The sequence below is a fragment of the Novosphingobium sp. GV079 genome (genome assembly GCF_003058045.1).
GTDB lineage: Bacteria > Pseudomonadota > Alphaproteobacteria > Sphingomonadales > Sphingomonadaceae > Novosphingobium > Novosphingobium capsulatum.
Genome location: NZ_QBUE01000006.1, coordinates 106771 through 119515 on the forward strand (window position 1 = coordinate 106771; position 12745 = coordinate 119515).

General features: G+C 63.4%; 12 protein-coding genes. 8 read left to right on the plus strand and 4 right to left on the minus strand.

The annotated features are described in order from the left end of the window. Positions 1 to 398 precede the first annotated feature (398 nt). Both C8K14_RS10250 and C8K14_RS10255 read left to right on the plus strand, forming a co-directional pair. A complete protein-coding gene (locus tag C8K14_RS10250; protein WP_022677571.1) occupies positions 399 to 2498 on the plus strand; it encodes a TonB-dependent receptor in 2100 nt (699 codons plus the stop codon). A gap of 44 nt (positions 2499 to 2542) precedes the next feature. After that, on the plus strand, positions 2543 to 2947 hold the full coding sequence (locus C8K14_RS10255; protein ID WP_158271890.1) for a DoxX family membrane protein: 405 nt from the start codon (positions 2543 to 2545) through the stop codon (positions 2945 to 2947). 87 nt (positions 2948 to 3034) lie between these two features. On the opposite strand, the gene C8K14_RS10260 is transcribed toward C8K14_RS10255, so the two are convergent. Further along, a complete protein-coding gene (locus C8K14_RS10260) occupies positions 3035 to 4084 on the minus strand; it encodes an aromatic ring-hydroxylating dioxygenase subunit alpha (protein WP_107716590.1) in 1050 nt (349 codons plus the stop codon). Positions 4085 to 4182: 98 nt separating this feature from the next. Between C8K14_RS10260 and C8K14_RS10265 the strand changes: the two genes are divergently transcribed. After that, a complete protein-coding gene (locus tag C8K14_RS10265; protein WP_107716591.1) occupies positions 4183 to 5127 on the plus strand; it encodes a LysR family transcriptional regulator in 945 nt (314 codons plus the stop codon). A 26-nt stretch (positions 5128 to 5153) separates the two neighbouring features. Here the strand turns inward: C8K14_RS10265 and C8K14_RS10270 are convergent, their stop codons facing one another. Further along, positions 5154 to 6173: an aromatic ring-hydroxylating dioxygenase subunit alpha gene (locus C8K14_RS10270; protein WP_107716592.1), complete on the minus strand. Its 1020-nt coding sequence runs from the start codon at positions 6171 to 6173 to the stop codon at positions 5154 to 5156. 91 nt (positions 6174 to 6264) lie between these two features. On the opposite strand from C8K14_RS10270, the gene C8K14_RS10275 reads away from it, so the two are divergent. Beyond that, positions 6265 to 7284, plus strand: a complete 1020-nt coding sequence (locus tag C8K14_RS10275) for an AraC family transcriptional regulator (RefSeq protein ID WP_158271891.1) — start codon at positions 6265 to 6267, stop codon at positions 7282 to 7284. 25 nt (positions 7285 to 7309) lie between these two features. On the opposite strand, the gene C8K14_RS10280 is transcribed toward C8K14_RS10275, so the two are convergent. Continuing rightward, a complete protein-coding gene (locus tag C8K14_RS10280; protein WP_107716594.1) occupies positions 7310 to 8239 on the minus strand; it encodes a LysR family transcriptional regulator in 930 nt (309 codons plus the stop codon). Positions 8240 to 8340: 101 nt separating this feature from the next. Here C8K14_RS10280 and C8K14_RS10285 point away from each other — a divergent pair, with 101 nt between their 5' ends. The 4 genes from C8K14_RS10285 to C8K14_RS10300 all read left to right on the plus strand — a co-directional run bounded on the left by C8K14_RS10285 (position 8341) and on the right by C8K14_RS10300 (position 12014). Beyond that, complete coding sequence (locus C8K14_RS10285) at positions 8341 to 9429, plus strand: aromatic ring-hydroxylating dioxygenase subunit alpha (RefSeq protein ID WP_158271892.1); 1089 nt, start codon at positions 8341 to 8343, stop codon at positions 9427 to 9429. 157 nt (positions 9430 to 9586) lie between these two features. Next, a complete protein-coding gene (locus C8K14_RS10290) occupies positions 9587 to 9979 on the plus strand; it encodes a cytochrome c (RefSeq protein ID WP_107716596.1) in 393 nt (130 codons plus the stop codon). After that, positions 9976 to 10467: a hypothetical protein gene (locus C8K14_RS10295; RefSeq protein WP_107716597.1), complete on the plus strand. Its 492-nt coding sequence runs from the start codon at positions 9976 to 9978 to the stop codon at positions 10465 to 10467. Before C8K14_RS10290 ends, C8K14_RS10295 begins: the two co-directional genes overlap by 4 nt. Next, positions 10464 to 12014 (plus strand): FAD-binding oxidoreductase, encoded by a 1551-nt coding sequence (locus C8K14_RS10300; RefSeq protein ID WP_107716598.1) that lies wholly within the window; start codon positions 10464 to 10466, stop codon positions 12012 to 12014. The genes C8K14_RS10295 and C8K14_RS10300 overlap by 4 nt, the downstream gene beginning before the upstream one ends. A gap of 36 nt (positions 12015 to 12050) precedes the next feature. On the opposite strand, the gene C8K14_RS10305 is transcribed toward C8K14_RS10300, so the two are convergent. After that, on the minus strand, positions 12051 to 12707 hold the full coding sequence (locus C8K14_RS10305; RefSeq protein ID WP_022677560.1) for a FadR/GntR family transcriptional regulator: 657 nt from the start codon (positions 12705 to 12707) through the stop codon (positions 12051 to 12053). Between the last annotated feature and the right edge of the window lie 38 nt (positions 12708 to 12745).

The following is a 12745-nucleotide window of genomic DNA, read 5'->3' on the forward strand; positions in this document are numbered from 1 at the left end:
TTCTTTGCGCGGGACGCTACAGGCAGGCGTTTGGGAAATATAATCGATAATATATTGGCGTTATATCAGCCAAAATGATGGATATGCCGCCGACGTTTTCGCCTTGGTCTGGCGCGGCTCGTCAGTGGCAGCGCCGCGCCAGCGACCGTCAAGAATGCGCGCGGATGCTGCGAACCGGCACCACCGACACACATCGTTGCACGGCACCAATGTATAATTTTTAACGATAGCTAATGCGGCATCTATTGATTTGACGAGAATGCACCGCCTCCGTCATCAACCGCCCCGTACCCCCCCTAGGTGCCCCGTGTGACGTGCACCGACCGAAAGAAGGGGATCTGAGAGGAGGCATTATGAAGCGATTGCTTTTGACCACCACGGCCTTGCATGCGGCGTGCATGTTGGCGACCCCCGCCCTGGCGGATGACGCGCAAGCCGCGCCACAGGCCACCACGAGCGCCGCCCCGATTGCCCAGGCAACGCCGGAAATCATCGTGACGGCGCAAAAGCAGAGCCAACCGCTTCATGGCACGCCCGCGGCAGTGACCGCGCTTTCCCAAGATGCCCTCACCACCGCCGGGATCACCGATATCCGCGGCGTCGCCAGCCTGGTTCCTTCGGCACAGTTCCAGGCCGAACGCGGCGCAACCAAGGTGTATCTGCGCGGCGTTGGCACCTTCCTTGACGTCGACAGCACCGATCCGGCCGTGGCGATGAACATCGATGAAGTCTACGCACCGCGCGAAATCACCGGTGGCGCACTGTTCGATCTCAACGACGTTGAAGTGATCTCCGGCCCACAGGGCACGCTCTATGGTCGCAACGCCGCGGGCGGCGCGGTCAACATCTCGACAAAAGACCCAACCCATAACTTCGGCATCAACATGATGGCCGAAGGCGGCAATTACAATTTCATCCACACCACCGGCGCCGTCAATGTCCCGGTCGGCGACGATGTCGCGGTGCGTGCCGCCTTTGATTACCAGGATCACGACGGCTACCTGAGCAATGGCTTGAACGATCAGAAGAGCATTGCCGGCCGGCTCAAGGTCAAGATGACGCCAACGGAGCGTTTGACCGTCACCCTTTCGGGTGAATACTATCACAGCGGCGGGCTGGGCTTGACGCCCAAGCCGGTCACCCCCAGCGCGCAGTTTCCGTCTGATGCCAGCCCCTGGCAATTCAATGTCGACCCCACGGCGGCCAATTTCTTCAACAAGTCATGGTATGATCTTGTCCATGCCAAGTTCGAATATGACCTGGGCGGTGGAACCAGCCTGATCTACATCCCGGCCTACCTGCATTACAGCAGCCGCTCGAACTTCTACAACGGGCCGGGCACGCTGGAACTCGATCCCTCGGCCACGCAATATACCCATGAATTGCGGCTGTCGCACCAGGGTGAGCACCTGAACTGGGTTGCCGGTGGCTATGCCTATCTCAACGATGGTTTGACCACCAGCATCCTCACGCTGGCGCCCATCCCCGCCCGGTATCCGCAGGTCACCCAGAATTTCAACGTGCATTCGGTCAGCTATGCCGGGTTCGGACAGGCGACGTACACGCTGCACGACGGCCTGAAGTTGACCGGCGGCATCCGCTATTCATACGACAAGCGCAGCGGCGGCGGGGTCAACGGGTTCGGGCCTGCGCCAGGCGTGAGTTTCCCCACCACGTTTACCACCGCGTTGAGCTCCAGCAACGTCGATTACCGGGTCGGCGTGCAGTATGACATTTCGCGCGACAACATGGTCTATGCCAACTTTGCCACCGGCTATAACGAGGGCGGGTTCGTCCCCACGGTGGACGCGAACGGCAAGGCGCTGACGTTCCGGCCGCAAACGCTCAAGGCGGTCACGGTCGGCACGAAAAACCGCTTCTGGGGCGGCCGCCTCGAGATCAATGACGAACTCTATTACTACGCCTTTTCCGATTACCAGGTCAGCGCGTTCAACCAGGCGATCGGCGGCCTGATCATCGTCAATGCCAAGTCGGCACAGATGGTGGGCAACGACCTGACCGTGCGCTTCAAGGCGACCGTGCACGACACGCTCGGCCTGGGCCTCGGCCTCGAATCCGCGCGCGGACTGGACTTCGATGTTCCGGCCTCGGCGGTTGGCGCCGGCAATGCCTGCGCCTGCAGTGGCCTGGCTTTGCCCCAGGCGCCCACCACCACGCTCAACGCCGATTACACCCACATCTGGGACTTCAGCAATGGCGCGACCCTGGCGCTGGCGGGTGATCTGTATTTCTCAAGCAGCTATTGGGAAGTCTATACGCACAACCCGCAGACGCTTTCGCCTGCCTATACGCGGTCGAACGCCACGCTGACCTATACCACCGCCGACAAGCGCTGGACCGTCGCTGCATGGGTCAAAAACATCGAGAATACTGCCCGCTACAACGCGATTTCCCAGCCTTCCAGCGATGCCACGCCAACCACCGGCATTATCGAGCCGCCTCGCACCTTTGGTCTGCGCTTCGGAGTACACATCTGATGCAACACGCTGACACCGCACGTCCGGCGACCGGACACCCCCTGATGCCGCGAGTGCTCGACCCGCAGGGAACATGGTTTGAAAATGGCATTTCCCTGGCCGGCCGGGCGATCATCGCATGGTTTTTCATCGGTGCGGCGCGCTATCACCTTTCCAGCGCCCACTATGCCGATACCTTGAGCGACATGACTGCGAGGGGCGTGCCCGCCCCTGCCCTTGGCCTGGCCATCGGCATGGCCGTGTCCGTCATCGCCTCTCTTGCCCTGGTGTTCCGAATGGGCGGCCGCTGGCCCGCCCTGGTCCTGGCGGTCTACAGCATTGCCGTATCGTGGTTGATGCACAACCCGATCTATGGGCACGGACCGGACATGTTCTTTTTCTACAAGGATCTGGCGATTACCGGGGCGCTGCTGCTCGCCGGGTCATGGCCCGGCAATTCGAGGCTCTGACAGGCCAGGCTCTGACAGGCTTTACACAGGATGCCTGCACCGGGCGGGACGCTCCCGCCTGGTGCAGGCTGTTCTGCTTCGGCGCTATCACCCCATGCCGATGTTTTCCCGCCGCAAGTTCGCGATAAGCTGGCGCGTATGGCGCCCACCCACGTCGCTGGCGATGTCAATCAGCGGTTCGTCGGGACACTCGAGCATCCGGCGCTGCTGCAGTTCCAGGACCTCCTGGTCTTCGCGAAACGTGCGCGCGGTCTGTTCAAACACTTCGTCCGGCACGCCATTGTCGAGAATGTTGGTCGCCATCGACCAGAAGTAATGCGTGGTCGTTTCCGTTTCAGGCGTGATCGCGTGACAGCCGCGCATGGAAAACCGCGTCGTGCCCAAGGCGCCGTAATCCGGCCCGTCATATGCCCCCGTGCCTGCGTCGCACGCGCCGGTGTGGATGCGAATGAACACGGGTTCAAAGATGACTTCCTGCCAACGGTCGACCTTCCCCTGGAAATTGGCAGCGTCGACATAGGTCGGCGGCGGCTCTGAATCGGGCATGAGCCGGGTGACCCGCACTGTATGGCCACGCTTCTCGGACTTGGTCTTCGTGCGGAAGTGGAGATCCGGATCGCCGCCGATCGTGCGGGCGTGAATGTATGGCAAGTGGGACAGGTCCATCAGGTTGTCGACCAGCAACTGCCAATTGCCATTGACCTGCAAGTGCGCGCCACGCCAGGCGTAGCTGGCGTCTTCGTGAATAGGGTAATCGGGGATCAGGCTGGGGTCTGCCTGTTCGGCATCGCCCATCCAGATCCACATCAAAGCCTGTCGTTCGACCAGCGGATAGTGCCGCACGCGCGCCGTCTCGGGAATGCGATCCTGCGCCGGAATCCGCACGCAGCGCCCGTCCGCCGCAAATTCCAGGCCATGGTAGGCACAGCGCAGATGCGAGCCGGTGACGACACCGGCCGACAGGGCCATGGCGCGGTGGACACAGCGATCTTCAAGCGCGCTGGCCGTGCCTTCCTCCGATCGCCACAGCACGACCGGCCGGTTCAGGATGGTGCGCGCGATCCGGGCGCCGGGCGCCAGATCGGCACTCCATCCCGCAGCATACCAAACGTTCTTCAGGAATGTGGATTGGCTCACAGCACGCTCTCCCGGATCATGCGCGCGGTTCTAGCAAGGGCAGAGGAAATCCACATCACTGTATGGCGTTATTTCCGATATCCAGATATCTTATAACCATGAGCGTACGCGATTTTGACCTCAATCTGCTCGTGGTTCTCGATGCGCTGATCGAAGAGCGCAGCGTCAGCTCCGCGGCAAGGCGGCTGGGCGTCAGCCAGCCCAACGTGAGCTTTTCGCTCAACAAGTTGCGGGTGCAGTTCAAGGATCAACTGCTACTCCGCTGCGGCAATACGATGCAGTTGACGCCGCTGGCGGAACGGCTGCAAGAGCCGCTCCGACGCGTGCTTGACGGTGTGCAAACCGACGTTCTGGCGGAACGGAAATTCGAGCCCGCCAGTTGCCAGCGCCGCTTCGTCATCAGCACGTCGGATATCGGTGAACTGATCTTTCTGCCGCGGCTGATGGCGGCGCTGTCGCGGCTTGCGCCGCAGGCAACGCTACAGTCCCGTTCCATGACGCCGATCGAACTCGAGACCGCGATGGCCGAGGGCAAGGTCGATCTCGCGCTCGGCTATTTTCCCGATCTGAACGGCAGCAACTTCATGACGCAGAAGCTGTTCGATCACGACTTTGCCTGCATCGCGGCGGCTGACCACCCGCATGCCAGACCGGGCTGGACGCTCGATACGTTCCTGAGCCTGGGCCATATCGTGGTGGCGCAGTCCGGGCGAAGCCAGGAACTGGTGGAGCAGGAGATGCGCCGCAACGGGCTGGAGCGGCGCGTGCAGCTCCAGTCTCCGCACTTCATGAGCGTGCCCCTGTTGGTTGCCGAATCCGAACTGATCAGCACCGTTCCAGCGGCAGTGGCAGGGATATTCGCCACCATGGCCCGGCTGCGGGTGGTCGCGCCGCCGCTCGCGCTGCCGCGTATCAACATCCAGCAATTCTGGCACCGCCGCGTCCACGACGAGCCGTCGAACCGGTGGCTGAGAGCGCTGATCGGCGAACTGTTCCTCAATCGCGACCCTTCGCCGGCAACACCTGCGCGCAACAAGCGATAAGACCGCTGCTGCGCGCAGGTGCAGGGCTACGCCAGTTCTGCCTTCAACAGGGCGCTCACCCGCCGACGCGCCAGCACGGCTGACTTGTCGATCGGCAGCAGCAGGGGCTTCATGTCGAACAGTTCGCGTCCCTTCATGCGCCCCTGGACATCCGCGATCATCGGTTCGTCCTCGTTCTTGAACGCGCCCTCGACGCCCAGCCGGAATCCTTCGGAAACGGCCGGCACGCCCTGCAGCTGGTTGCGGCCACCCGCCCAGAAATAGTGCGTCGTGGTTTCCGTCTCTGGCGTCAGCAAGTGGCAGAACGGAACCTGCACATGGGCATTGGCCATGTCGGCGTGCCGGGCAACGTCAAAGCAGTTGCGCTGCACGAGGTTGGCTGGTGCCTGCCAGCGCATGACGGACAGCAGGCTGATCACCTCGGGGGCGTCGTTCCACAGGCCTGCGACCAGCGGCGTGCGCTTGCACTGGGGGCGGTTGTATTGCGAAATCACCTGCTCTCCCTCTTCATGACAGGTCACTTCCGTGGGGAACGTGTCCGAAGGGTCTGCAAGGAATGGATGCAGGAACTCGACATGGGTCAGGTCCAGCAGATTGTCGATGACGAGTTGGTAATTGCCTTCGACATGAAGGTAGCCCTCCACCCAGTCAAACTGCGCGTCCTCGCGCGCCGACAGCACGGGGATTTTCGCAGGGTCGGCATTTTCCGCCTGCCCCATCCAGATCCACACCATGCCATGGCGTTCGACCAAGCTGTATGACCGCACCCGGATTGCGCCCGTCGCCGGTCCATGTGGATTGTGCACGCAGCGCCCGTCCGGGCCAAACCGCAAGCCATGGTAAGGGCAGGCAATGGCATCACCATGCAGCTTGCCCTTGGCCAGGGCGGCAAACCGGTGGGGGCAGATATTGGACAAGGCGACCGCCGTGCCCTGGCTATCGCGATAGAGCACCACCTCCTCGCCCAGAAACGTGCGGGCAACCGGCTCTGCCCCAAGCGACGACGACCAGCTTGCCGGATACCAACTCTCGCGGATGAACGGCATTATCCCACTCCCTTGTTGTACGGGCACGGCGTGATCGCGCGCCAGACGATTTTCGTTGCGTGGAACCTAAATCCTTCGGATGCTGGCCGTGATGGTTACGCGTACGGAAAAACGGCTGCTCCGTCCGGATTTTGCAGCACCCTCGATCACCAGCAGCCTGCTAGCAGATTTCCGGCTGGTGGGCGCCTCGCTTACCCGGTTCACGCTGCGTGCGCGAAAGGGGTTTGCCATGAGCGGCATGCCCTACATGTTCATCGTGGCAGAAGGGCATTGCCGTGTCGGTCTTCCCGATGGGCGAACCATCAAGCTGGAGCCAGGCGATGCCGTGATGGCACTGGGTGGCGCCCCCACCCAACTGGCTGTTGGCGGCAGAGTGTCCAGCTACGCGGACATGGGCGAAGTCTGGGACGCCAATGCCGGACCGCCGACCTCGCTTGAGGGCTATGAACGCCCGGTCGATATTGCCTGGGGCGATGGCCCCGTCGGCTGCGTCCTCATCGGCAGCGCGATGACCCTGTCGCACCGCGCGGGAACGCCGCCCGTGCAGAAAACGCTCCCCGCAGTGCTGCTCGCGCGCGACAGCGAGACGCGGCTGCGTTTTTGGACCGCGGCGCTTGTGCAGATGCTCGACGCGGAAAGTGCCAAGCCGTCAGACGGATTTGCCGCGATCAGCACGATGACCTCGCAGTTCCTCATGGCGCAGATCCTGCGCACCCACCTTGCCGCCAATGCCCCCGCGTTGAGCGACATCCTCGACAAGGGCCGCTCCCGCGCGCTCGCCAGCCTGATGCGCCGGCTGCAACGCCACCCCGAAAACGCCTGGACCCTGGCCGACATGGCCAAGGCGGCCGGCATGTCTCGTACCGCCTTTGCCGAAGTGTTTGCACGCGCGACGGGCACGACACCTTTTCGCTATCTCACCGGTTGTCGCATGAATGCTGCGGCTGATTTGTTGCGCAACACCGATCTGCCCATAACCGACGTGGCCGATCGCTGTGGCTATCGTTCGGAACGGGCATTTCGGGACGCGTTCGTCCAGGCTCACAACATGCGCCCGCTCGCCTTTCGCAAGGCACAGCGGGCGAAGGATGATGCGATCGCCAGGGTGTGATGTGGGGCGAGCCTGGCTGGGTGGGCTATCCTGCCGGCGTGCCATCCTCCGTCCAGACTGCCGCCTCGTCCCGGATCAAGCCCGTCAACCATTGCAGGCCCATGTCGCCCCTCCGCGCCGGATGGTGCTGCATCACCACTTGCTGCAGGGGCATGGCAAAGGGCGGCTCCGCCACGGCAAGCGGGGCGATCCGCGCAAAGAAGGCGGCCAGGCGCCCATGCATGAGCGCAAGCCGCGGCGTGCCGACCAGGAACCACGGCAGCGACGCGAACGAACTTGTCGTCACCGCGATGCGACGCTCGATTCCCAGTTTCTCCACCACCTGATCGGCAAACGAAGCCTCGCGGTTGGGCCCGAACGTGGCGACGACATGCCCGGCAGCGGCATAGTCGGCCATGGCAATCGGTCCAGAGAACAGCGGGTTATTCGCGCAGCCGACGATCACGTGCCGTTCTTCGAACAGAAGTTCTGACGGAAACCGCGCCAGCACAAAGGCATCGGGCCCGATCAGCAAGTCCACCTGCCCGTTGTCGAGCGCCAGCCCGGATTGTTGCGAGGGAGGAATGATATCAAGGCAGACATGCGGCGCCACCTCGCCCAATCGCGCCGCCACGCGGGTGAGCAGTACCACGGCCATGTAGTCGGACGCGATGATGCGAAAGGTGCGCTGGCTGCTGGCAGGTTCGAACCGCTGGCCAGCCTGCAGCATGGTCTCGGCATCGCGCAGCAATTGCCGCACCAGGGGCAGCAGTGTCTCGGCGGTTGTGGTGGGCAGGAAGCGCTTGCCATTCAACACCAGCAACGGATCGCTGAAATGATCCCGCAGACGGCCAAGCGCTGCACTGACAGCGGGTTGCGACACGTTCATCCGCTTTGCCGTCTCGGTGATACTGCGTGTGGTCAGCAGCACTTCGAGGGCCACCAGCAGGTTGAGATCCAGGCCTTTGAAGCGCATGCCATCCTCTGATTTGGTGAGGATTTATCCTCAAACCTTTCGATTTGCTTGAGACATGACGCACACCCAAGATGTCTGCAACAGCAAAACGGGAGAAGATCATGGACGATGCGAGCGCCACCGCACCCGAACCCGTGCGTGACGGCATCAGCACCACCGGACCAGAGCGCAATTGGCCGAACAACAGCTGGTGGGTTGCTGCGCATGGCAGCGAGGTGATGGACAAGCCGATCCTGCGCTGGATCCTCGAAATGCCGGTTGCGCTCTATCGCAGCGAGACGGGCGTGGTCTCGGCCCTGCACAACCGCTGCCCCCATCGCTGGGCACCGCTGCATCTTGGCCATGTCGAAGGCGCGGATCTGGTCTGCCCCTACCATGGCTTTCAGTTCGCGCCATCCGGGCAGTGCGTCCGCGTACCCAGCCAGGCCACCACCCCACCGGCCATTCGCGTGCGCGCGTTCCCGGCGGTAGAGCGCTATGGCTTTGTGTGGATCTGGACCGGAGAGGTGGAAAAGGCCGATCCCAACCTTATCCCGGCAGACCTTGCCTACCTTTCCGATCCTGCCTGGAACACCGTCTGGGGCTACAAGTCGGTTAACGGCAACTATATGCAGCTCAAGGAAAACGTCCTCGATCTCACCCACTTCGCGTTCCTGCACAAAAACTCGCTGCAGGTCAGCGGGTGGGACCGCGCGCCAGAGGTGGAGATGGGCGACGGCCGCGTCGGCTATGTTCAGGTGCACGACATGGAGCCGCTCGCTCCCGTCTATGCCGTTCCGGCAGGCAAGCCGATCGGCAAACTGGCCAATCGCACCACGCGTGGCACCCAGCTTTCACCCGGCGCGCACCATGCCGAGGTCGCGATCCACGATCCCGCACCCGAAGACGGCGGGCTGGCACATTTCTCGCTCCGCATGGTTCACCTTACCACCCCGGTGTCGATCGCCCGCTCGCACTATTACTGGGCGATGGCCCGCGATCATGGCGAGCCGTTCGACGTGGAAGCGACCCGGGGCATGGCCGACATCGTCTTTGGCGAAGACATCGCCATGGTCGAGGCGACCCAGCAGATGGCGCGCTGCGCCATTGATCATGATCAGGCGGTGGAGTTCAGCGTATCGGCCGATCAGGCCGCCATCCAGGGGCGCCGGCTGGTGCAGGCGATGGTCAACGCCGAGCGCGCAGGCTGAAGCGCGGCGACCATCGACGCGGTCGATAGCACGACCTCACGCATAGTCATTCGACCTCGCATGTGGCGCAGCGTTATGACGCCGCAACAACGAGATCGCGCCGCGCCTGCATCACCGGAGCGCTGGCCGAAATACCATCCGATGGGGGAGGCCAAGCATGAAAGAGACCCGCCTTCGCCCTGCGCGGCGGCGGCTGCCCATGGCGCGCACGCTGGCGCTGATCGGGACACCGGCCTGGGCTGCCGCAGGCCTGGTCTTGTTCGGTGCGCCCGGCAACAGCCAGGTTCCCGCGCCCGTTGATCGGGGCGTTCCGGTGGTCTCCGCCCTGGTCCGCACAGGCGATCCGGTGGGCGTGCAGGTCTATGCGCGCACCTGCGCCTATTGCCACGACCATGGCGTTGGCCCGGCCATCACGCATCGTGGGCTGGATCGCGCCGTGGTGCGCCTGATGGTGCGGCATGGCGGGCTTGCCATGCCGGCATTCCGCCCCACCGAAATCAGCGATGCAGAACTTGCCGCCGTCTCGGCCATGCTGGAGCAAAGCAAGTGACCCTTCCGCTTGGCCGCCGCGCCTTTCTCGCTACCACCGGCGCGGCCATGGCAGCAGCCAGCACTAGCGCACTGGCCATGGCCGCGCCGCCCACGCCAGGCTTGTTGCTCCTTACCGACGCACCTGCGGCGCAGGCCTGGCTGCAATCGCTTGCCAGCGCCTTTGCCCAGCAGGCCGGCAGCCCGGCCGAAATCGTGGTGGCAACGCAGCCCGAGACCATGATGACGCTGATCGCCGATCGGCTGGCGCGGCCACGCGGCGCGTTTCTCAGCCTGCTCGCCGGTTCCTCGCACCTGCTGGTGCAAGTGGCCCTGCGCGATGCCGGGGCGCACCAGTACCTGGAACTGGAACGGGCGGCCGATATCTTCCAGGCGCCCCAGGCTGCACTTCCCCTGCACAGGGCGTTGGGTTTCGCGCCGCACCTGCCCACACCTGCAACGCTCGCCGGCCGCTCGCTGTTGGCAGGCGCAATGGAGATTTCGCGATGACCGTCGATTCCCCCAGGCCGGTCCTTCCTCCCGGGCACGATCGCAGCAGCTTCATGGCCGGCATCGCCGAGTTCCGAAAGGCGATCGGCGAGGACAATGTGTTCGTCGAAGAAGAACGCCTGGCGCCCTACACCAAGATCATGATCCCTGGCGAGGATGCAGACCATGCACCCTCGGCAGCGATCGCGCCGGCATCGGTTCCCGAAATCCAGGCCATTCTGGCGATCTGCAACCGGCACCGGATTCCGGTCTGGCCGGTCTCAACCGGCAAGAACTTCGGCTATGGCACCGCCGCGCCGGCCATGCGCGGCACGGTTGTGCTCGATCTCAGGCGGTTGAACCGCATCATCGAGGTCGATGGCGAACTGGGCACCGCCTTGGTCGAACCGGGCGTGACCTATCGCGCGCTGCTCGATCATCTCAAGGCGCAAGACCTGCCCTATTGGATCGACGTGCCCGCCCCCGGCCCGATCGTTGGCCCTGTGGGCCAGATCCTGGAACGCGGCATCGGCTATACCCCTTATGGCGATCATTTCGCCCACGCCTGTGGCATGGAAGTCGTCCTTGCCAATGGTGATATCCTGCGGACCGGCATGGGCTCGATCGCGGGCGCCAAAAGCTGGCAGACCAACCGCTATGGCTATGGTCCCTATCTCGACGGGATTTTCAGCCAGTCGAACTTTGGCGTGGTTACCAAGATGGGCCTGGGCCTGATGCCGCGGCCCGAGGTTTACAAGCCGTTCCTGGTCTCATTCCCCAACCACGGCGATCTGCCCCGCGCGGTAGAGATTGCCCGTGACCTGAGCTTGCGCGGGGTCATCCGCAACACACCAGTCGTGGGTCACGTGCTCTACATGATCGCGATGAAAGCCCGGCGCGCCGACGTCTTTCCCGGCGAAGGCTCTGTCACCGACGAATGGATCACGCAATTCACGCGGGATCATCATCTCGGCATATGGGTGATGCAGGCCGCGCTCTATGGCTCGGCGGCGCAGGTCGCTGCAGACTGGGCTTTGGTAGAGCAGGCCTATGCCAAGAGCGGCGCGATGCTGCTGACAGACCGCGAACTGGGCGACGAGCCCACCTGGCAGCATGCCAAACGGCTGATGGCCGGCGAACTCGATCTCGACGAATTCGGGCTCTACAACTGGCGCGGCGGCGGCGGATCGGCCTGGTTCGCGCCGGTTGCCCGCGCCACCGGTGCCGATGCAACCGCGATCATCACGCTGGGCAAACAGATCCTTGCCGAGTTCGGCTTCGATTATCTCGGCGGCTTCATGGTGCAGCAGCGCAATATGATCGCGGTGATGGACCTGCTGTTCGACAGGTCTTCGCCCGATGAACGCAAGCGCGCCCACGATTGCTTTGCCCGCCTGATGAGCGAGTTCGGCAAGCGCGGCTATGGCGTCTATCGCACCAACATCGCCTTCATGGACGCGGCCGCAGCCCTGCAGGGTCCGGTGCGGATGAACGTCAACCGCACGCTGAAGCGCGCGCTCGATCCCAACGGCATCATCGCCCCGGGCAAGTCAGGCATCCATCTCTGAACACATCGATCGTTGCACTGGGGGGCGTATCGCCCCTCAGCGCAAACCGAACAGCTTGCCACGCAGCTGGAACAGGTGCTCGCGCATCAAGGTCTCGGCGCCAGCGGGGTCGTGCCGGCGGATCGCGTCGACCACTTGCGCGTGCTCGCTATCGGTATCCGCCTTGGGTCCTGGCTCGGCGCCAAACACCTGGTCGATGCGGCTATCGAGCGTGAACTTCATTTGCGTGCGCAGCGTGTCATACAGCGTGAGCAGCAGATTGTTGCGGGTCGCCTGCGCGATGGCGCGGTGCAACCGCTCGTCCAGTCGCTTCCAGTGGAGCATGGACGGGGCGAGCTTCATCTCCGCAAGGCAGGCGTCCATCTCCGCCACGTCCTCCGGCGTGCTGTGGATGGCGGCCAGCGCGGCGAGTTGTGGCTCCAGCGCGGTTCGTGCCTGAAGGATATCATCGACGCTGAACGAGACGGCAACGGGATTGCTGTCGATCAGCTTGCGCGGGCCAACAAAGGTGCCCTTGCCAACATGGCGCCAGATCTCGCCTTCACTTTCCAACCGCTTGAGCAAGGTACGCAACCGCCCGCGCGAGATGCCGAGTTCGTCGCTAAGCTTCGGCTCGGGCGGCAAGCGATCTTCGCCGCGCTCCACCGTCTGGTCGAGAAGGGCCCTGAGACGGACCAGATCGTCCTTGATCACCCTGCACTCCCCATCGCTGTCGCTGCATTCGCCACGCC